This window comes from Halonotius roseus (assembly GCF_006861655.1).
In the GTDB taxonomy this organism is placed as follows: Archaea; Halobacteriota; Halobacteria; order Halobacteriales; family Haloferacaceae; genus Halonotius; species Halonotius roseus.
In genome coordinates, this window is record NZ_SESI01000002.1 from 22,804 (window position 1) to 40,880 (window position 18,077).

At 61.9% G+C, this 18,077-nt stretch carries 25 protein-coding genes; 11 read left to right on the forward strand and 14 right to left on the reverse strand.

From position 1 onward, the window contains the following. Positions 1-150: 150 nt before the first annotated feature. Positions 151-735 (reverse strand): LURP-one-related/scramblase family protein, encoded by a 585-nt coding sequence (locus EWF95_RS06135; protein ID WP_142443197.1) that lies wholly within the window; start codon positions 733-735, stop codon positions 151-153. A 149-nt stretch (positions 736-884) separates the two neighbouring features. Between EWF95_RS06135 and EWF95_RS06140 the strand changes: the two genes are divergently transcribed. Further along, the gene (locus tag EWF95_RS06140; protein WP_142443198.1) at positions 885-1,076 is read left to right on the forward strand and encodes a hypothetical protein; all 192 of its coding nucleotides are present in this window, start codon (positions 885-887) and stop codon (positions 1,074-1,076) included. Between the two features lie 57 nt (positions 1,077-1,133). Continuing rightward, positions 1,134-1,577, forward strand: coding sequence for a Mut7-C RNAse domain-containing protein (locus tag EWF95_RS06145; protein ID WP_142443199.1), 444 nt, complete (start codon positions 1,134-1,136; stop codon positions 1,575-1,577). A gap of 77 nt (positions 1,578-1,654) precedes the next feature. Here the strand turns inward: EWF95_RS06145 and EWF95_RS06150 are convergent, their stop codons facing one another. Both EWF95_RS06150 and EWF95_RS06155 read right to left on the reverse strand, forming a co-directional pair. Continuing rightward, a complete protein-coding gene (locus EWF95_RS06150; protein WP_142443200.1) occupies positions 1,655-3,094 on the reverse strand; it encodes a pentapeptide repeat-containing protein in 1,440 nt (479 codons plus the stop codon). Between the two features lie 172 nt (positions 3,095-3,266). Beyond that, complete coding sequence (locus tag EWF95_RS06155; RefSeq protein ID WP_142443201.1) at positions 3,267-3,500, reverse strand: hypothetical protein; 234 nt, start codon at positions 3,498-3,500, stop codon at positions 3,267-3,269. Positions 3,501-3,784: 284 nt separating this feature from the next. Between EWF95_RS06155 and EWF95_RS06160 the strand changes: the two genes are divergently transcribed. Together EWF95_RS06160 and EWF95_RS06165 are read left to right on the forward strand one after the other, a co-directional pair. Then, positions 3,785-4,444 (forward strand): hypothetical protein, encoded by a 660-nt coding sequence (locus tag EWF95_RS06160; protein ID WP_142443202.1) that lies wholly within the window; start codon positions 3,785-3,787, stop codon positions 4,442-4,444. A 72-nt stretch (positions 4,445-4,516) separates the two neighbouring features. Next, the gene (locus EWF95_RS06165) at positions 4,517-4,762 is read left to right on the forward strand and encodes a hypothetical protein (RefSeq protein ID WP_142443203.1); all 246 of its coding nucleotides are present in this window, start codon (positions 4,517-4,519) and stop codon (positions 4,760-4,762) included. A gap of 17 nt (positions 4,763-4,779) precedes the next feature. On the opposite strand, the gene EWF95_RS06170 is transcribed toward EWF95_RS06165, so the two are convergent. The 4 genes from EWF95_RS06170 to EWF95_RS06185 form a co-directional block, all read right to left on the reverse strand. Next, positions 4,780-5,745: a phosphotransferase family protein gene (locus EWF95_RS06170; protein ID WP_246055644.1), complete on the reverse strand. Its 966-nt coding sequence runs from the start codon at positions 5,743-5,745 to the stop codon at positions 4,780-4,782. Beyond that, on the reverse strand, positions 5,742-6,416 hold the full coding sequence (locus tag EWF95_RS06175) for an HAD family hydrolase (RefSeq protein WP_142443204.1): 675 nt from the start codon (positions 6,414-6,416) through the stop codon (positions 5,742-5,744). The genes EWF95_RS06170 and EWF95_RS06175 overlap by 4 nt, the downstream gene beginning before the upstream one ends. A 256-nt stretch (positions 6,417-6,672) precedes the next feature. Further along, the gene (locus EWF95_RS06180) at positions 6,673-7,758 is read right to left on the reverse strand and encodes an AI-2E family transporter (protein ID WP_142443205.1); all 1,086 of its coding nucleotides are present in this window, start codon (positions 7,756-7,758) and stop codon (positions 6,673-6,675) included. 69 nt (positions 7,759-7,827) lie between these two features. Further along, positions 7,828-8,496 (reverse strand): helix-turn-helix domain-containing protein, encoded by a 669-nt coding sequence (locus EWF95_RS06185; RefSeq protein WP_142443206.1) that lies wholly within the window; start codon positions 8,494-8,496, stop codon positions 7,828-7,830. Positions 8,497-8,591: 95 nt separating this feature from the next. On the opposite strand from EWF95_RS06185, the gene EWF95_RS06190 reads away from it, so the two are divergent. Continuing rightward, positions 8,592-10,253, forward strand: a complete 1,662-nt coding sequence (locus EWF95_RS06190) for an NADH-quinone oxidoreductase subunit D (RefSeq protein ID WP_142443207.1) — start codon at positions 8,592-8,594, stop codon at positions 10,251-10,253. A gap of 20 nt (positions 10,254-10,273) precedes the next feature. On the opposite strand, the gene EWF95_RS06195 is transcribed toward EWF95_RS06190, so the two are convergent. From EWF95_RS06195 to EWF95_RS06205, 3 genes are all read right to left on the reverse strand, one after another. Further along, complete coding sequence (locus tag EWF95_RS06195; RefSeq protein ID WP_142443208.1) at positions 10,274-11,164, reverse strand: alpha/beta fold hydrolase; 891 nt, start codon at positions 11,162-11,164, stop codon at positions 10,274-10,276. 162 nt (positions 11,165-11,326) lie between these two features. Then, positions 11,327-12,703 (reverse strand): hypothetical protein, encoded by a 1,377-nt coding sequence (locus EWF95_RS06200; RefSeq protein WP_142443209.1) that lies wholly within the window; start codon positions 12,701-12,703, stop codon positions 11,327-11,329. An 80-nt stretch (positions 12,704-12,783) separates the two neighbouring features. Further along, positions 12,784-13,080, reverse strand: a complete 297-nt coding sequence (locus EWF95_RS06205) for a hypothetical protein (protein ID WP_185911723.1) — start codon at positions 13,078-13,080, stop codon at positions 12,784-12,786. A gap of 238 nt (positions 13,081-13,318) precedes the next feature. Here EWF95_RS06205 and EWF95_RS06210 point away from each other — a divergent pair, with 238 nt between their 5' ends. After that, positions 13,319-13,582 carry a DUF2249 domain-containing protein gene (locus EWF95_RS06210; protein ID WP_142443211.1) on the forward strand — a complete coding sequence of 88 codons (264 nt, stop codon included), beginning with the start codon at positions 13,319-13,321 and terminating at the stop codon, positions 13,580-13,582. Positions 13,583-13,757: 175 nt separating this feature from the next. On the opposite strand, the gene EWF95_RS06215 is transcribed toward EWF95_RS06210, so the two are convergent. The 4 genes from EWF95_RS06215 to EWF95_RS06225 form a co-directional block, all read right to left on the reverse strand. Continuing rightward, positions 13,758-13,991, reverse strand: a complete 234-nt coding sequence (locus tag EWF95_RS06215; RefSeq protein ID WP_142443212.1) for a DUF2249 domain-containing protein — start codon at positions 13,989-13,991, stop codon at positions 13,758-13,760. A 48-nt stretch (positions 13,992-14,039) separates the two neighbouring features. Further along, positions 14,040-14,276 (reverse strand): DUF2249 domain-containing protein, encoded by a 237-nt coding sequence (locus EWF95_RS06220; RefSeq protein ID WP_142443213.1) that lies wholly within the window; start codon positions 14,274-14,276, stop codon positions 14,040-14,042. A gap of 74 nt (positions 14,277-14,350) precedes the next feature. Continuing rightward, on the reverse strand, positions 14,351-14,518 hold the full coding sequence (locus EWF95_RS13520) for a hypothetical protein (protein ID WP_185911724.1): 168 nt from the start codon (positions 14,516-14,518) through the stop codon (positions 14,351-14,353). Positions 14,519-14,677: 159 nt separating this feature from the next. Beyond that, complete coding sequence (locus tag EWF95_RS06225; RefSeq protein WP_142443214.1) at positions 14,678-14,983, reverse strand: hypothetical protein; 306 nt, start codon at positions 14,981-14,983, stop codon at positions 14,678-14,680. 87 nt (positions 14,984-15,070) lie between these two features. On the opposite strand from EWF95_RS06225, the gene EWF95_RS06230 reads away from it, so the two are divergent. The 5 genes from EWF95_RS06230 (at position 15,071) to EWF95_RS06250 (ending at position 17,745) form a co-directional block, all read left to right on the forward strand. After that, positions 15,071-15,670, forward strand: coding sequence for a hypothetical protein (locus EWF95_RS06230; protein ID WP_142443215.1), 600 nt, complete (start codon positions 15,071-15,073; stop codon positions 15,668-15,670). Between the two features lie 175 nt (positions 15,671-15,845). Then, a complete protein-coding gene (locus EWF95_RS06235) occupies positions 15,846-16,232 on the forward strand; it encodes a cupin domain-containing protein (RefSeq protein WP_142443216.1) in 387 nt (128 codons plus the stop codon). Continuing rightward, positions 16,229-16,528: a cupin domain-containing protein gene (locus tag EWF95_RS06240; protein ID WP_142443217.1), complete on the forward strand. Its 300-nt coding sequence runs from the start codon at positions 16,229-16,231 to the stop codon at positions 16,526-16,528. The genes EWF95_RS06235 and EWF95_RS06240 overlap by 4 nt, the downstream gene beginning before the upstream one ends. 127 nt (positions 16,529-16,655) lie before the next feature. Beyond that, positions 16,656-17,324, forward strand: a complete 669-nt coding sequence (locus tag EWF95_RS06245) for a helix-turn-helix domain-containing protein (protein ID WP_142443218.1) — start codon at positions 16,656-16,658, stop codon at positions 17,322-17,324. An 88-nt stretch (positions 17,325-17,412) separates the two neighbouring features. Continuing rightward, positions 17,413-17,745 (forward strand): carboxymuconolactone decarboxylase family protein, encoded by a 333-nt coding sequence (locus tag EWF95_RS06250; RefSeq protein WP_142443219.1) that lies wholly within the window; start codon positions 17,413-17,415, stop codon positions 17,743-17,745. Positions 17,746-18,077: the final 332 nt, after the last annotated feature.

Genomic DNA, 18,077 nt, shown 5'->3' on the forward strand with positions numbered 1-18,077 from the left:
GTTTCCCGAACGCGGGTCGCCGCCATCTGCGATTCATCGTTGCCGAAATCATCGAGAGGTGACGAGGACTGCATGCTCTATTCCGGAGATCCGGATTTTGGCGGTATCGATGGGATCGATGGTATCGAAACGGTCGTTCTGTGATCGCGTTCAGTTGCCCTGAATCGCGTCGATCACCATCGCCGCCGCGAGGATCGGCTCTTTCGGCACGCGGCTGGCATCGTCGATAGTCACCTCGTAGGTATCCTTGAGCAGCGTGAACTGGCCGTCGATCGAGCCGACGTGACCGCCCTGTGGATCGGTGATCTCGTATTTGTGCGGGATCAGTTCGCCGAACGGGAGCAGATTCCGGGCCAGCGTCACCCCTGCGCCGCGGGAGTCGATCTCGGCCAACGCCTCCCGCGTGTCGGGATCACGGATCGTCCACGTATCCTGCAGCAGCGAGAAATCGTTGTCGAGGATCACGACCGGCTCGTTGGTCGCAGCGTCCGAGAGGACGTAGTCGCCGGCGATGTCGATGATGCTGTTGGCGGTGACCCGAAACACCTCCTCGCCATCGGCGTCGACGAACGGGAACTTCTCTTTGAGCTTGAACAGCTCCTGTTTGCCCCGCAGCACCGTCTCGCCCGCGCTATCGAGGGCTTTGTACTTGTTCCGGAAGACACCCTGAATGACTGTGTAGCTGTCGTCGTCCAACGCGATGCCACTGATATCGTACTGCTCCTGGAGGGCCATTGGTCGCCTGTTTTCCCGAGCGAACTTGAAACCACCCACCTGCTGATCAGCCATTCCGGTCGTGCTCTTCCACTCGCCCGCAGTCTAGGGGTTTCACTTTCACTCCGCATGGCTATCGCTTATGATGTGACAGGTCGTGTACTCTGTTGATGAACGCCGTTCGCCACCGACGCTCGGGCGACGACCCCGAGACCGGCCGTGAGACAACCACTGAATCACCCACCAACCGACAGCACCCAGCCGTTGGGTTTGACGCCCGCGATCGCCTGCGCGGCGCGCTCGATGAAACGACAGTTCGACAAGCTGTGTTGGGGCTGCCGCGGGGATCGGGCCCACAGTAATCAGCTACCGCCGAGTGGTGACCGTGACAGCCAACCCATCGACGACCACGGCGTGAGATGCCGCGACAGTTGTTGCTGGACGTGATGGTGGGCAAACTCGCCACGTATCTGCGGATGTGTGGCTACGATACCGTCTACGCCGGCGAAGCGGATCTCGAAGCCGACGCGGCGATCCGCGAGCGCGCCCACGCCAGCGGTCGCACGCTGGTCACCCGCGACCGCGATCTCGCCGCGAGCACCGACGGCGCGATCCTGCTGACCGACCGCGAGATCGAGGGCCAACTCGCAGAGCTACAGGCCCACGGGGTCGACATCGACCTCCCGAGCGAGCCGGAGCGGTGTAGCGTTTGCAACGGCCGTGTCGACGCTGTTGACGGCGAGCGACCGGAGCACGCACCCGATGGGGTGGCTGTCTGGCAGTGTCGTGACTGTGGGCAGTTCTTTTGGAAGGGCAGTCACTGGGAGCAGGTACAAGAGACGATTGATGGTATTTTCGAGTAGGGTTACACCCAATGGTCTTGTAACGTAGCGGTGCCTGCGTGAGGAGCTTATAAGTAGTACGCAACACGCTGAGAAAGTTAGAATTGCTCACGGTTTCCGAGCACGTAACCTAACAGTACGATTGAAAGTGTCCCGAAGAACGTTTCAATCATCATTACAATGTGTGGTATCCGGGCTACAGGAGCCCTTGGTGGAGCGACAGTAAACGCCCGAACACTGTATGAGACGTTCGCTATAATCGACTCTTCGACACCGAAATTGATGTACACGAGTGTTGACGCTAAAAAGAGAAACACCATCCATACCGCGAGTGTTCTAACTCGAACGCCATATCCGATGAGATAGCGTGATGCTATAGACCCGAGCCAACTAGGTGTCACCAACGGACTCAGATTGGTCGATGCTTTTGTTTCAAATCCACGAGCACGACGTTCCAAGTAGTGCTGCTTGCGAGCCTTATTGATCAGTCCGTTCTCATTACAAGCAATCTTCAGAGCATGGTGGGTGCGTGCGATATCATCCCAATTTTTAGCTGAATTAGCGGCTGATTCTGCTGCTGATTGTTCTCCAAATTTTGTGCCAACATTGATATCCAAGTTAGAGAATGTACACCACCGAAGGTCAGTATTCTGTAAGTCGGTATCTCGGATATCGCATCCCGAGAAGGTCGCAATCTTGATATCCGCCCCGCTGAGGTCAGCGTCGGTGAGACGGGTGTCGGTAAAATCTGCTCCTCGGAGATCAGATTTAGAAAAGTTGGCACCGTGGAGATTAGCGTCAGTGAAGTTGGCCTCGTGGGGATTAGCGTCAGTAAAATCGGTCTTATAGAGATCGGCGTTCGTGAAGTCAGCTTTTCGGAAATCGGTGCCAGGAAAGTCTTGATTGAACAGATCGCTCTTTGTGAGGTCGGCATTGTAGAGACTAGCATCTGTAAAATCGACATTTCGAAGATCCGTGTTGATGAGGTCGGCTTCGCGGAGGTTGACATCGGTGAGGTTAGCACCGGCGAGATCGGAATCAGTGAAATCAACATTTGGCAACGTGGCTTTAGTGAGGTTTGCCTCGCGCAGATCAGTGTGAATAAGTTTGGCCTCATTGAGAGTACTATCAGTAAGATTGACCTTGTAAAGATCAGCGTCGGTGAGATCAGAATTTCTGATATTGGAACCGGTAAGATCAGTCTCTGCCAGCGTGGCGTCGGCGAGATTAGCATCTCGAAGTGTGACACCTGCCATAGAACCAATATCACGGAGGTCGTATCCTTCTAGTGTTGCTCCGTCAAGGAGTTCATTGTAGAGTCGTGTGTCAGTCCTAATCTCCTCCGGGACACGAGAATTTTCAAGAGTATTAACAGTCTTTTCATCTGTTTCATCTATTTTTGCGTGCCACGCGCAGCGGTTAGTATCAGTCAACGATTCTCGACAGCAACAATTCTGGGACTTTGGAATAGTAGCACTCTCGTGGTCGAAATCTTCAGGCCACGTATACCCACACCGTTCTTTCGGTGCCTCACTCATACCCGAAACGAATCACCCAGACAGGATAAAATGCGCCTGTTCTTTTATTAGCGACACCATGCTTGTCAGATATTATTCCATAGACAGACACAGCTGAATCTTATTGTTTGCGTTCTATCATACACTCGAAACACCCTCTGTCAGTAATAAATCGCTATCACACATACAGTCCTCAGCCCGTCGTCGCCGCATCGTTCCCCTCAGATATAGCCGCCTGCTCGTGAGTATGATGATAGAAGTAGACACACGGGTTGCCATCCTGTGATTCGGGCTCGAAACAGACCCGCTGGTATCGCTCGTTGTCGAGCAGATTCACCATCAGGCTGCCGCTGTGCGCGCTTACGGACGCATACGCGCGACCACAGGCCGGGCACCGCGCGGGTGCGTCCCCCGGAACATCGTTCATGGTTGTACATGCTGTCACACGCGCTAAACGGTTTCGCCGCACATCGTCGAACCCGGTGTTCGTCGACCACACACCCGCTGGACGCGGGCTGAGAGAAAACACTCCGACGACACGAACAGCTTCGATCGTCACAGGCCACCAGGTCGGCCGGTGCACTGCGTACCCAGCGTGAGTCACTATGCAACTCAGCGTGGTTCACTGTCCAACCCAGCATGTGCGTTTGGTGAGTAGTTGAATACTATCCAGCAGACACTATTACATATCCTGCGGCTGTCTACCGGCCTATGGATCCGACACGACGACGCTACCTCCAATACGCTGGCGGAGCCGCCATCCCCGTCTCCCTCGCCGGCTGTATCGGCACCGCCCCCGAGAACAACGGCACCGACAACGAGACAGACCCGGTCGACAACGACACCGACAACGCGACCGACGGCGGCAATGAAACCCGCCCGACAGGCACGGGCGGCCCAGGGGTCACCATCGCCGCGACCGACGACGACCCCGAGATCCCGATCCAGCCGGCCGTCGAGATCGTCCGCGAGGCGGCCACGGTCGACAACCCCCCACAGCTCCGGACGACACTCACCAACACGAGCGACGAGGCGGTCAGCGTCGGCGAGGGCCGCGCCGTCCACTTCGAGTACGTCACCGCCGACTCGGGGACGCTGACCCTCCTGCCGCCCGCGGGCGACGACGACTACCCCGCCGATCCCGACTGCTGGCGGCTCACCGAGGGGATCGCCATCACCGAGGAGTACCGCACCTTCGAGATCGCCGGCGGCGAGTCAAACAGCCGGCCTGTCGATCTGTATGCGACGACCGAGGCCGACGGCTGTATCCCGGTCGGCGACTACCGCTTCGAAACGACGATCTCGCTCACCGGCGACGATGCCGAGGCCGACGGCTCAGCGACCTGGGGCTTTTCGATCACATTGGAGTAATCACACCGACACCCCACCCGTAGCGTCGCCAGCCGACAAAGCGGCTATCTGTCCGGCTCGCCTATCGTCCCTATGAGCGCGGAGCCACCGACCGACCCCGACGATAGCGACGATAGCGGCGGAAGCACCCCCAACCCGGACGCCGAGAACGAACAAAACCGTGACGGCACCGCGGGCGGCGACGAGAGGAGAGACGACGCGAGGGGTGCTGACGGTGAGGTCAGCCGTACGTTCGTCCTCGGGTTGCTCGCTATCGGGCTGCTCCTGTTCAGCCTGTTTGCGTGGGCAGCACTCACCGGCAGAGGCTCACCGCTGTAATCGGCGTCGACCCTGCCTCAGACGCTCGCCAGCACCGACTCCAGCGCGTCGCGGTGGAAGGCGACCGCCGCCTCGCGGTCGACCGGTGGATACCGCGGGTTCGTCACCCGGCCGGCGGAGTCGACCGCGCTGGCGGCGATAGCGGCCGCGCGATGAGCAGGATCGACTGCCGGCATCGCTCTCACCGACTCGTAGCCCGCCCGGAACGCTGCCCGTAGCGGTGTGGGATCGTCAACGTACCAGTCGGCGACGAGGTATTCGGCTTTGGCGACCGACAGCGCGGGCGCGGCCGCAAGCGGAGCCTCCCAGTCCAACACGGCCGTCACCGAGCCGTCGGCGACGAGGGCGTTGCCGGGGCGGAAATCCCACGGGAACAGCCGCGGCGTGGGCTCGCTGTCCGGTGGCTCCGCGACCAACCCCCGAAGGTCGTCGGCGAGATCATCAAACACAGCTGGCAGGCGGTCGATAGCGCGCATCCCGTACTCTTCGAACCACGCGTCCCAGTCTGACTGGCTCGCTGTAAACCCCGACTCGCCGAGTTCGAGCCGGCCGTAGGCGTCGAAGGCGAAGGCGTCGTGCAGGCGGGCGAGCGCGCGGCCGAACCAGCCGGCGAGATCGCGCCGCGTCGCGCTATCGACCGTCGAAAACGCCGCATGCAGGTCGCTGCCGGCGACGTAGGCAGTGAGCATGTAGGCGACCCCCTCGTGAGTACCCGCCGCCAACACGGGCGGCACCGGAACGAACGTCCGCTCTCTGATCGCCCGAAGCAGTGCCGCCTCGGTGCGGAGCCACGCGGCCTCGCGGGCGACCTGCACGACGACCGGCCCGCGGGTCGGAAACCGCACAATCGCCGTCTCCTTGCGGTTACCGCGCGTGATCGCCTCGATTTCGACCGGCGACTCTGTGACCGCATCGAGCGCGACTGCGGCCGCCGCTCGCGCCCGCTCGTCGCCGAACGCCCCCGTCAACAGCGCGTCGCTCACGACTCACCTCGCAGGATCGCCGGCAACTCCGCAAGCGAGTCGATCACGTACTCCGGCTCGTAGTCGCCCTGTTCCTCGTTGCCGCGGAGCCACGCGACCGGCAGCCCGGCGTTCTGCGCGCCGGCCACGTCGTAGGCCAGCGAGTCACCGACGTACAGCGTTCGCTCGCGGGCGACGCCGAGATCAGCAACGGCTCGCTCGAACGGCACGGCGTGGGGTTTCGAGCGCGGGAGTTCCGCCGCGTAGACGACCGTCCGAAAGCGGTCGGCGATGCCGAGGGCATCGAGTTTCGCCCGCTGGCGGGATTCGGGGCCGTTCGTGACGACCCCGACCGGGCCGACTGCAGCCGCCGCGTCGAGTGCCGCCTCGGCTCCCGGACAGAAGCCGACCGCGCGGTCGTCGATGGCCGACCGCAACGCGCGGGCTAAGGCGAGCGGATCAGCGTCGCTGCGGCCGTGTTGGGCGGCCACGCGGGCGAACCCCGCCGCGAAGTAGCCGACCGGATCGTCGTGATCCGGCGGGCCGGTCAACGCCGCCCAGAGGGCCGCCGGCTCGCCGAACGGGGTCTCGTTGGCCCGCTCGAACGCCCGCTCGTACATCGATTGGGTGTCCTGCGTGTTTTCACACAGCGTGCCGTCGAGATCGAAGAGGACTGCGTCAAACGGTGCCACAGTACATAGTGGTGCGAAGGGGGCAAAAATCTCGCGTCGATGGCGATGGTGGTGTTGAGATACGCAATTGTCTGAGCCAGATTGGTGTAGAAAGCCCTCGTCGCTCTCGACTCCCGGGCCTCGCTGCGCTCCCCGTTCACTTCGCTCACTGCGGTGCTTGCGTCGTCCGGGTTCGCCGAGAGCGACTCGCCCTTTCAGTCCGCCAGGATGGCGGTTGATCGGCTGGTCGCTGTCGTCGCCAACAGCTGTAACGGCGTCAACTCGCTTCGGCCGGTTCAGCACCGAGCAGCCGCGGCAGTGCCGTATCGGCAAACGTGAGCCCGATCACCAACACCATCGGCGCGAAAAACAGGCCGTAAAAGCCCAACACGACCGGGCCGAAGATGTACGCCAACATGAGCAAGCCGACGTGCGTTCGGTTCCCGCTGAGATACGGCCGGAGGACGATATCCGGGATTGTGTCGACGACGACAATCGCCAACACGAGGAAGCCGGCGAGATACACCAACATCGACAGCTGGCCGTCGAGAACGACCGGCACAGCCGCGAAGATCGTCAGCGGCACGTAGACGATCTTCATGCCGATCACCGGGATCAGGCTGGCGATCCCTGTCAGCGCGCCCGCCAACACCGGATACGGCACCTCGACAGCCGCCGGGGCGACGGCGTTGTACCCCATGAACACGATGGCTCCGATCAGCGAGATGACGATCACGTTCAGGAGGTTGCCGAAGAGGACGGCCTCTAGCTCCTCGTCGGCGGCCTCGAAGAACTCCCGGACGATATCGTCGTCGTCGAACCGAAGCAGCCACGCCCGGAACGTCGACCCCTCGATGAGCAGGTAGTAGGTGACGACAGCGATGATAAAGACGTTCAACAGCAGTCCGCTCACGAGACTCGTCGCAAAGGCCGCGTGGTCGACGGCGAACTGGATGATCCCGTCCAACTGTCCGGCTTGATAGGCGTTGATGATTCCGTTGAACGTCAACTCGGGGAGTTCGTCGACGCCCTCGAACCACGCCACGCTGTCGGGTGCCGATTCCATCACTGGGTAGGTTTGGACGAAATCACGCACCTCGACGACGAGCAACACGACCGTGTAGCTGAGCAACAGGACGAAGGGCACGACGAGCAGCGAGATCGTCGTCAGCGCGCGGAGCTGTCGCGGCATCCCGAACCGACTGAGGAACTGCACCCGGCTGAGTTTGTGATAGAAGCCGCGAGAGGAGTAGTACAGAAAGACGGCAATCGTAAACGCGGCGATGAACTGGGAGACGAGATAGCCGATGATCGCAGCCACCGCGAGCCCGAAGGCGGCGACCACGACGCGCTTCTCGTTCATGTCAGGGAGCTATTGTTCGTCCCACATAAGCTGCCTGTCATCGAATCCCGCTCGGGTTCGGCGGTCACGCTACCGGTCGTGATCGGCGAGGCCGACGAACTCGGTCATGAGGTTGCGCTCGGCTTTCCGGAGGTGTTCGGCGGCGGTACTCGTCGAACAGTCTAGCGCGTCGGCAACGGCCTCGATGTCGCCGTCGCGCGGCACGTCGTAGTAGCCCTCGCGCACAGCAACGCGGACGGCGTCCCGCTGGCGGTCGGTCAACGAGGGATCGAACAGCGACTGCCGCCAGTCGAAATCGCCGATCCGGTCGACCGTGGTATCGACGATCTCCGGGACGGCTGCGATAGCTGCTTGAAGAGCGTCGGATTCACCGACGACGGTGAGTTTGGCGACCCCGTCCGGCAAGAACTCGATTGGCGGCGCGACGATCACGCCCGTCCGGTAAAAGGAGTCGAACATGGCATCGTCCATCGCTTCGGGCTCTTGGGTCAGAAAACAGTAGAAGCCCGCGTCGTCGACGGCGGTGATCTCGAAATCGGTGATCCGCTCGGCGGCCCGTAGGGCCGCGGCGTAGGGCTCTCGGTCGCCTTCAACGTAGAACAGAAAGGTGTCCTGCTGGCTGACGGTTTGGCCGTGGACGAGCACGTCCCGCTGTACAGCGTCCGAGTCGTCGATAAACCGATGCATCGGATGCATCGCCTCCGGCGGAAAGCGGAGCGTGAGATGGATGTATTTCATACTCTGTGTCGTGGCCAGCTGTATTCGGGGTAGTATATAAACAACCGGCTGTATCCGGCAGAAGCGTTGCGTCCGTGGCTGATAATTTTTTGGCTATGTCGACGCAGCCAGCCACCGATACCACGACTGCCGCCGAGGTGCCCGCCGTGTTGTCGCCGGTTTCCCACCTGCTCACCGGCGTCGAGACCCACGAGAACGCCCCGGCCGGCCGGATCGCGCCGAGCGACCTCCCGGCCGCACTTGAGACGCTGAAAACCGAGGCCGGCCTCGACCATCTCACCTGTGTCACCGCCCAACAGTACCCCGACCGCTACGAGTCGATCTATCACCTCCGCTCCTACGACGATCCGACACGCGAGGCGAGTCTCGTCGTCCCCACAAGCCGCGAGACACCACGCTCGGTCTCCGGGGCGAGCGTGTTCCCGACCGCCTCGTGGCACGAGCGGGAGGCCTACGATCTGGTCGGCATCACCTACGACGACCACCCCGATCTCCGTCGAATCCTCCTGCCCGAAACGTGGCAGGGCCATCCGCTTACCGACGACTACGATCAGGATCAGCCGCAGGTCATTCCGCTACGCGAACAGGACGGGGATGTGTACGATGCCGTCGACAGCGAGAGCGGCGACGCCGAGCCGATGTTCCTCAATATCGGCCCCCACCATCCCGCGACCCACGGCGTCATGCATCTCAAAGTCACCCTCGACGGCGAGACGGTCGCCGGCGTCGACCCCGACATCGGCTACATCCACCGCTGTGAGGAGCAGATGTGCCAGCAGGGAACCTACCGCTATCAGATCATGCCCTACCCCGACCGCTGGGACTGGAGCGGCGGCGGCCTCCTCAACGAGTGGGCCTACGCCCGCGTCGCCGAGGATCTCGCCGATATCGACGTGCCAGACTACGCCCAAGTCATCCGCACGCTGTCGGCTGAGTTGAGCCGTATTCTCGCCCACATGCTCGCCATCGGTGCCTACGCACTCGACGTGTCGGGCGATTTCACGGCGACGTTTATGTACGCGATTCAGGAGCGCGAACGTGTTCAGGATCTCTTGGAAGATCTCACCGGCCAGCGACTCATGTTCAACTACTTCCGACTCGGCGGCGTCGTCTGGGATCTCCCCGAGCCACGCGAGGAGTTCTTCGAGTCGGTGCGGACGTTCCTCGATGGCCTCCCACAACGATTGCAGGACATCCACAATCTGCTCACCGGCAACGAGATCATCCAAACGCGAACTGTCGGCACCGGCGTGCTCGACGCCGAAACAGCCAAAGAGTACGGCGTGACCGGCCCGGTCGCCCGCGGGTCGGGGATCGATTACGACCTCCGCCGGGACGACCCCTATGGCTACTACGACGAACTCGACTGGACTGTCGTCACTGAACCCGACGGCGACAACTACTCGCGGCTGCTCGTCCGGCTGCAGGAAGTCGAGGAGTCCGCCAAGATCATCGAGCAGTGTGTCGATCTGCTGGCCGACTGGCCCGACGACGAGCGCACGATCCGGTCGAACGTCCCCCGGACGATCAAACCCGACGACGACACCGAGATCTACAGAGCAGTCGAGGCGGCGAAAGGCGAACTCGGCATCTACATTCGCGCCGACGGCACCGAGATGCCCGCGCGGTTCAAGATCCGCGGCCCGTCGTTTTCGAATCTCCAAGCCCTCCCCGAGATGGCGACCGGCGGAAAGCTCCCTGACCTGATCGCCACGCTCGGCAGTCTGGATACGATCATGGGCGAAGTCGACCGATAGGGCTGCTGTCTGTCAGCGCACTACGACGATCGCGTCGTCGCTTTCTCGAAAATCTCCGGCACGCTCCGAAGCAACGCGCCGAGGTGATCGGCGTCATCGTAGACCGTGAGATCGCTGTCGGGCAGGGTCGACGCGAACCGTCGGGCGTCGGCGAGGGGCACGTTTGTGTCACGCCCACCATGCCGGAGTTCGACCGGCGTCGCAAGCTGGTCGAAATCGATCCCCCACACCCCCGCGTTGGCCCGAAGCTCGGTGACGGTGCCGCGTCGGGAGTGAGAGATCGCTTCGAGGAAATCCGCCTTGATCAACTCGGCCGTTTCGTCGGACAGTGGTTCGGCCGGCTCGTCGGCCCGATACTGCGAGACGACGATCTCGGGGTCGAGTCGCTCGGCGAGCCACGCCTGTCCGCGGAGAAGCCCGCCGAGAAGCGAGGGGGTTCGCGTTGCGAGCGTCGCAAGCACCTGCTGGACGGTCGGCGTGTCCTCGCTGACGCTCGGCGGTGTCGCCCCGGAGACGATTTTGACGCGGTCAACGCGGCCGCCGTGGGTTGCCGCGGTCGCGATCGCCTGTGGGCTGCCACCCGAGAACGCGAGCAGCGTCGCGGTCTCGATGTCGGCGTCGTCCAGCATCGCGGAGACGTACGTTCCGGCGTCGGTGATCGAGCGCGTCGGCCACGGTTCGGAGTTTCCATAGCCGGGACGATCAACGGCGAGCAGTCGGACGCCCTGTTCCTCGGCCATGGTCTCGAACAGCGCGCCCAACAGCCGAGAGCCGGGCGTTCCGTGAAACAGCACGACCGGGTCACCGTCGGGGTCGCCGTACTCGGTGTAGGCGAGTTGGCCGTTCTCGTGTGCGACGACCGTCGGGTCGGCTGTTGACGCGTCGCGGGAGGGAGATGGATCGGGGCCCATAGTATAAGATGTCAATCCGCCCTGCAAGGCGTTTCGGTACGGAGTTGTGTCGACGGCGGCGTCGGGAACAACACCGTTACGGACTCGTGAACCCCAACGACAACCATACCGGAGGTCAGGGAAGCGACGCAAAATACTCTTGAGCGAATCGGTTCGGTATCGCTACTCGTCAAGCGGTTCATCGCCGCTGGGTTTCCCATCGCGTGTCCTCGTCGCGATCGGACGCAGCCGCCGGCCGAAGAGGGTGACCGACAGCGGATCAGGGCTGTGAACACGGAGTACGAGGAGCATGTTGGCGGCGAACACGACAACGCCAGCCATGAGCAGGCCGCCGCCGGTGACGAGCAGCGACTCGGTTCCAAACCAGTTCCCACCAACGACAGCTACCGTTCCGGTCGTCAGCAGTCCGAAATCGACAGCAGCCAGCCGGTCGCTGTACAGATCGTCGATCATCGGCACCGGCTCGTAGCCCAGCTGGTCGCTGTAGCGATCCACCCAGATGATGAACGGAACGATGTGATACAGCGTACCGAAGATCACGAAGCCGACGACACCAAGAGCCAGCAACACGCCGGTTCGTGGCGCGCCGAACAGGGCGGCGTCCGCCAGTGGTGTGGTCAGCCATGTCGGCACCGCCAACACCGCCCAGCCGGCGAGGGCGGCGGCAACCACCGCATACCGCGAGAGCATCGGCATCCACGGCACCTTCGTTTCGATCAGCCGCCGGGCGAGGATCACCGCGACGCAGAACAGCGCGATACTGACCAGCAAGCCACCGCCGGTCGCCAGCCACGCCACCTCGAACAACCGGCCGCCGGCCAGCGCGCCCACGCCTAGGGGGTAGCCGATGGCCTCGAATCGTTGGAGGTGCCTGTCGATACCATCGATCTCGGTCTGGGTGAACATCGTCGCCAGCTGGTAGAGCGCGCCGATGACCGTCAGCAGGACGATCCCGAAGCCGGCAAGCGTCGCATGCGTCGCTCGCACGGCGAGCCGTGAGACACCGGTCGTGGCGAACAGCGGCGCGGTGAAATCGACCGCAAGCAGGAGGCCGAGTCCCGTCACGAGGACGAGCGCGCCGACCGCGAGCCCGAAATGTCGTTCGGTGATATCGAGGGAATCACACCGCCACAGCGTGCGACCGATGTTGTAGGCGAAACACCAGAAGCCGACCAGCAGCAACGCGCCAAACAGCGGCGTGAGCCGGAGTTCTCCGAGCGTCAGCACGGCAGCGAACCCCAGCAAGCCGGCAGCAACGAGCCACAGTTGCAGCGTTGCGAGCCGCCGGGAATACAGCTCGACGCCCGACCAGACGGGGATAAACTGCGTCATCGCACCCATGATCGTGATGCAGACCCAGCCGGCGAGGACGAGATGGAGGGCCGCAAGCGGGAGCAACGCCGTCGGCGCGCCGACCAATGTTGCGATCCCACCAGCACCACCAAGACAGAGAAAGCCGAGAGCGACGAGAAAATGTCGCAGCGGGATCGCCATCGGCGGCCCCCCATCGGTATCAAGATCGGTTGCGACAGTAGACATATCAGCCCATTGAGGCCGAGCCGCCGTGCCGGTGTTCCCGAATATGTTCGGTCGAGGGTGTCGGCCGCCCGGTCGTCGCGTTACTCGTCGGTCGGATCGAACAGTTCGAGTGCGGTCTCGACGGTGTCGTCGTCGTACGCATCAGCGCGGTCAAGCACGGATACCGGTGCAGCGACGACCTCGTCGACAATCGCGGTCGCCATCGCATCAAGAATCGCTTTCTCCGGGGTCGACACCGAGGAGTCCGCCTCAAGCCGGTTGTAGGCCTGCCGGAGCTCACGCGCTTTGATCCGCTCGGCCTGTCGCCGGATCGCCTGTTGGGCGGCCGACGCATCCGTGTCTGTCGCTGCCGCCGCCTCGGTGTCTTGGTCTGTCATGTGTGGTTCAGGCTCGTTCATCGTCAATCGATACTGGAATATGGTGTTCAATCGATGCTGGCACTCACATCGCCGGGACGGAGCGAAATGATCGAACGGCCGTATGGACTCCGACGATTGGATGTGGAAACGGGAGTGGCTAAACCACACTCCCGAATATATTCGCACAGAAAGCCAGCAGATAGGACGAACACATTCGGGATCAGCTTCCTTGTCGTCGCTACCCGAGAGTCACTCGATGGGAAACACCGCTGACCCGCTCTCGACGACTGATGCACCGACCGATGTCCCACGAGAGACACTCGATGCTCGTGAGCTGCCACCGCCGCAGCCGCTCCAAAACACCCTCGAACAGTTGACAGAACTCGACGACGAGACGGTGTTGGTACAGCACAACGACCGTGTGCCCCAACACCTCTTTCCACAGTTGGATGATCGCGGCTACAGCTACGAGACGGTCGAAACTGACGACGCCGTCGTGACAGCGATCTGGCGCGAATAGCTTAGTTCGGTTTGAGTACGCGACCGCAGTCGGGGCACTCCTGGTCGACGACGGCGACTTCCCGCTCGCAGTCGGGACAGTATTCTCGTTTACACGGTTGTTCGCCCATGGGTGGTCGTGGAGGCCGCGGCCGAAAAGTGCTGAGTGAGAAGGAATCTGGCTGCGTCGACGCCGACTACTGCTTCGGGAAGGTCGCAGCGAACTCGTTGTCGTCGCGCTGTTCGAGCTCGTAGTTGTCGGCGTCGAAGGCGTCGATCTCGGCTTGCATCTCGTAGAACAGCGGCTTCGGGTCGTGGTCGTTGATGATCGTCAGCGACTCGCCGGCGTCCAGATCCTCAAAGGCGGCGTGGATCTTCGGATGTCGCTGCTGTGGGGGGATCTCTCGAACGTCGAGCGTTGTGGTTGTCATGCAGTCTCCGGTTGCGACGCGGGCGGTATGGGGTTCGCGCCGAATATATTAGGCGTGGCTGATCGTCACGCGCCACTCGTCGTCATCGACCTGGGTCGTGTCGTACTCGTAGCCCTTCCGTGAGAGCACGGGGTACAGCGGTTTCGGCTCGAAGCTGTTGATCAACAGGGCCGTCTCTCCGTCGCCAAGACTGTCGATGGCAGCCATGATGTCGCTGAAGGGCTCACCGTCGATCGCCCGTGCATCGACCGTCTGTGCGTATCCGTCCGAGGAGTCTACGGACATAGACGATCGTTGTCCCGACTATCGAATACTCATTTCCCCGATAATGTTCGGTGCTCCGCGATACCGACGTGGGATCAGTGTCGGGGATCGCCGAACAGCGTCTGGATGGTGCTTTGGGCGATCTTGATCACAAAATAGCCGACAAGCCCCCACAGGAGGGCGTCAACAGGCGACCACAGCGACAGCCCGACCCCGGCGACGAGGACACCAGCAACGATCGGAAGCGGTGGGGTACTCGACACAAAACTCGACGACGAGTATATCGACCAGTGTGGCTGTGGCGGCCACGTCACCCGCGTTCATCCCGGTTGACCGCCCTGGTCGTTCATCTCGGTTGATCACTCGCCATAGTCGTTCAACTCGGTTGATCGCCCGCCGTGGTCAGGGTTCTTGCCTGAGAATCAGTCGACGACGTAGGACTGGTGATCGCCGCGAGTTTCGGTATCGACAAACTGGTGGCGGGTCGCGTCCCCAACGGCACCGGCTGCTGACCCTTCATCGTCGGTTGTCGCGTACACGTCGTTCGCGCCGTCGAGGCCACGGTCGCGGAGCCGCTCGGTGATAGCGTCCGGGAGCTCCTTGCCCGTCTTACAGTCGACGACGACGAGCTGGTCGGTGAAGCTCTTGGCTACAAAGGCGTCGTCGATGGCGTCGTGGTCGCTGATATCGGCGGCAAGACGCCGGAGTTCGGTCGCTCGGTCGGCCATAGATCACCGTCAGCTCGGCAGCCGCAAAGCCAACAGCCCGAACCTGTTCGGGAGTACCGATAGGGCGACAGCGACCGATATGCCAGTATGGTTGATATCTCATTCCCGTTCGGCGACAGCGACGGCCCGGCGTTCGACGACATCGGGGAGTTCGTTCCCGAGAACATCCCGGAGCCCGATGCCTTTCTATCGGGCCATGAGGTTCTGATCGGTGACGCCCATGTCGACTTCCATACCCTCACCCGCGAGCTATTCGAGGAGCGCGGCGTTTACGATATGACCTTCGACTACAATCTCGCGCGGTTGAATCTCGATCCACGACATCCGAACGCCGGCTACCGGTACGCCGAGGACGCCGCGGAGCCGGAGATCCTCCGGGCGGAGTTCACCCCGACGACGCCGTTCTGCCCGCAGACCCATACGCTCATGCTGGGTTCCTTCCGGGCGTGGAACGGGTTGGCCGACCGCCACAACTACGACCTCGTCCGGGTTCGTAGCCATCCGATGCACCACAAAAGCGAGGCGATCAACGCGAAGCTCAGCGAGATCGAGACGACCTACCGGGAGACCGGTGCAATGCCTGCCCCAGCGGAGACCGCCGACAACGGTGGTGAGATCGACACACCCTCGATGGAAGGAGGAACCGAGATCGGGGAGCCGACCGAGTCGCCCGACGCACCGTTCTGACGGTGGCACATCGCCATCCGCCGTCCGGTTCGACCAACCGCACATATTCGGCCGAACACCTTTGCCGTGGTGTCATCGATCCCAAATTGTATGACTTTAGGTTCGCCTAAAAAATTGGCGGGACGAGCCCCCGAATTGTGATAGATCGATCGCAGCGTCGACTGGGGGAGTACCGATGACAGCAACGAGTATCGACGCCGAACGAAGCGGCGATGACGCGCGGTTCTCGGCGGTCGAGGTGGTTCGCACCGATCGCCAGAAAACCGTCTGTGGCTACTTCGAGCCCGGTCAGTTCATCCCGGTTCACGCACCCGACAGCGATGTGGTAATCACCGTCCAGTCCGGCAGCGGGATCGTCCGCGAGGGTGACACCGACCATCCGGTCGAGCCGGGATCGGTTGTCGCTGTCGCGGCCGGCACCGACCGCGGGATCAAAGCCGACGATGGGAATCGGCTGGAGGCCGTCTTGGTCACCGCACCGCCGCCGACCGACGCCGAACACGAGCCGGTGCGACGCGGGCTCCAACACGAGGCGTTCGAACCACCGGAGGCCGAAAAATGACCACCGTCCGAACGCTGTCAGAGCTCGACGGCGAGCCCCACGCGCGGGTCTTCCCCGACGCGGAGCCAAAGACGATCCGGCTCACGCTCGCGGCCGACGAGGAGATCCCGGCCCACACGCATCCCGACCGCGAGATCGTGCTGTACCTCGTTGCCGGCAAGGTGGAGCTCCGGGTCGGCGACGAAACCGAGACGCTGGAAGCCGGCGACATCGCTCGGTTTACTGGCGAGCGGGAGATCTCACCGCGGGCGATCGAGGCCAGTACCGCACTGCTCGTGTTGGCCCCGCGGGTATGACGGTGTTAACGATCCCAACAGAAGGGCTGAACATGCTCGGGTATAGTGTGATATATTCGGAGGACGAACATATCCGTATGTCCACCCCTACAACGATCACTGTCGGCCGGCTGGAGGTGCGTGCGTGATGACCGAGGCACGCCTGACAGTTACGCTACCCGAGGCGGTCTGGATCGGCGATGTCTCGACGACCCACCCCGACACAACGTTTACTGTGCTGACAGCCGTCCCTGATGAGGATGTCGGCTTCGGGCTTGTGCGACTGACCGGGCCGGATATCGAAGCTGTCCTTGAGGACATCGAGGGCTACGACCAGATCACCGAGCTCTCGGTGCTCCAGCAGGCCGACGCACAGGCGACGATCCAGTTCCGGACGACGATGCCGCTGGTGCAGCTTTCCGCGCGTGCCTCCGGGATGCCCATCGAGTTTCCGATGGAGATCCGCGGCGGCGAGGCAACCGTCGATGTGACCGGCCCTCACGAGCGGCTCTCTGAACTGGTCACCCAGCTCCGAAACTTCGATCTCCCGTTCGATGTCGAATACGTCCAAGAGCGGCTCCACACGAGCCAGCTGCTCTCGGAGACCCAACGGGAACTGGTGCTGAAAGCCGTCGAACTCGGCTATTACGATACGCCCCGGGAGTGTTCATTAACCGATGTGGCCGACGCGGCAGGCACCGCCAAATCGACCTGCAGCGAAACGCTCCATCGAGCCGAAGAGTCAATAATAAAACACTTCGTCGACGATATTCCGACACCGATCGAATCGGATCAACGTATATCGGCCCCCGAGTAGTGGCTGCCACTATGCGGAACAGAGAAGCGATCGTCGACGAGTGGGACGCGGCACAACAGTTTTCAGCGATTCGCTACGACCAAGATGCATGGCTGACGAGGTTGAAAACTCCGAGGAGCTACCGTCGACCGCCGGTGAACTCGCCGACCAGTACCCCGATGTGTGGGAGCAGTATTCCGGGCTCGGAAAAGCCTGTTCGGAAGCCGGCCCGATCGATGATGAGACAAAACGGCTTCTCAAGATTGCCCTGGCAGCCGGATCGGAATCCGAAGGTGCGGTTCACTCTCACGTTCGGCGGGCAGTTGACGAAGGTGTTGATCCCGAAACGCTCCGTCATGTGGCGATCCTCTCGATCCCGACGCTCGGCTTTCCGAAGGCGATGGCGACGCTGACGTGGATCGAGGATATCGTTGCGGAGTAGCGACAACAACCACACAGCAGTTTTTGCCACCGCAGTATATCGCCGATTCGACCGGGGGCTCGGTGGCGGTTGAGCATCGAAAGCGATCAGACCAGCTCCTCGTAACTTATTATTTGTTCTTTGATAATTTCGGCATCGACATCGTCGCCGCAGATATCGATCCGGACGAGAATCGGCGAATTCACGGGGAGGATGGTCGAACGTGTCGACCCCGCCGGGAGGTTGTGAATATGTTCGGGATAAATTACTTAATTAATTACACGACTTACCATAGTCGAGCGGACGAAATGCCTGCCAAGACACATCGAGCTACATAGCGTCATAATCGTCGT

Coding starts and splice junctions, on each gene's coding strand:
- EWF95_RS06140 (WP_142443198.1), top strand. CDS start 885: ATGAACGCCGTTCGCCACCGACGCTCGGGCGACGACCCCGAGACCGGC.
- EWF95_RS06145 (WP_142443199.1), top strand. CDS start 1,134: ATGCCGCGACAGTTGTTGCTGGACGTGATGGTGGGCAAACTCGCCACG.
- EWF95_RS06200 (WP_142443209.1), bottom strand. CDS start 12,703: ATGTCTACTGTCGCAACCGATCTTGATACCGATGGGGGGCCGCCGATG.
- EWF95_RS06180 (WP_142443205.1), bottom strand. CDS start 7,758: ATGAACGAGAAGCGCGTCGTGGTCGCCGCCTTCGGGCTCGCGGTGGCT.
- EWF95_RS06210 (WP_142443211.1), top strand. CDS start 13,319: ATGGGAAACACCGCTGACCCGCTCTCGACGACTGATGCACCGACCGAT.
- EWF95_RS06245 (WP_142443218.1), top strand. CDS start 16,656: ATGACCGAGGCACGCCTGACAGTTACGCTACCCGAGGCGGTCTGGATC.
- EWF95_RS06195 (WP_142443208.1), bottom strand. CDS start 11,164: ATGGGCCCCGATCCATCTCCCTCCCGCGACGCGTCAACAGCCGACCCG.
- EWF95_RS06220 (WP_142443213.1), bottom strand. CDS start 14,276: ATGTCCGTAGACTCCTCGGACGGATACGCACAGACGGTCGATGCACGG.
- EWF95_RS06205 (WP_185911723.1), bottom strand. CDS start 13,080: ATGACAGACCAAGACACCGAGGCGGCGGCAGCGACAGACACGGATGCG.
- EWF95_RS06165 (WP_142443203.1), top strand. CDS start 4,517: ATGAGCGCGGAGCCACCGACCGACCCCGACGATAGCGACGATAGCGGC.
- EWF95_RS06250 (WP_142443219.1), top strand. CDS start 17,413: ATGGCTGACGAGGTTGAAAACTCCGAGGAGCTACCGTCGACCGCCGGT.
- EWF95_RS06150 (WP_142443200.1), bottom strand. CDS start 3,094: ATGAGTGAGGCACCGAAAGAACGGTGTGGGTATACGTGGCCTGAAGAT.
- EWF95_RS06235 (WP_142443216.1), top strand. CDS start 15,846: ATGACAGCAACGAGTATCGACGCCGAACGAAGCGGCGATGACGCGCGG.
- EWF95_RS06160 (WP_142443202.1), top strand. CDS start 3,785: ATGGATCCGACACGACGACGCTACCTCCAATACGCTGGCGGAGCCGCC.
- EWF95_RS06155 (WP_142443201.1), bottom strand. CDS start 3,500: ATGAACGATGTTCCGGGGGACGCACCCGCGCGGTGCCCGGCCTGTGGT.
- EWF95_RS06215 (WP_142443212.1), bottom strand. CDS start 13,991: ATGACAACCACAACGCTCGACGTTCGAGAGATCCCCCCACAGCAGCGA.
- EWF95_RS06190 (WP_142443207.1), top strand. CDS start 8,592: ATGTCGACGCAGCCAGCCACCGATACCACGACTGCCGCCGAGGTGCCC.
- EWF95_RS06185 (WP_142443206.1), bottom strand. CDS start 8,496: ATGAAATACATCCATCTCACGCTCCGCTTTCCGCCGGAGGCGATGCAT.
- EWF95_RS06135 (WP_142443197.1), bottom strand. CDS start 735: ATGGCCCTCCAGGAGCAGTACGATATCAGTGGCATCGCGTTGGACGAC.
- EWF95_RS06240 (WP_142443217.1), top strand. CDS start 16,229: ATGACCACCGTCCGAACGCTGTCAGAGCTCGACGGCGAGCCCCACGCG.
- EWF95_RS06225 (WP_142443214.1), bottom strand. CDS start 14,983: ATGGCCGACCGAGCGACCGAACTCCGGCGTCTTGCCGCCGATATCAGC.
- EWF95_RS06230 (WP_142443215.1), top strand. CDS start 15,071: ATGGTTGATATCTCATTCCCGTTCGGCGACAGCGACGGCCCGGCGTTC.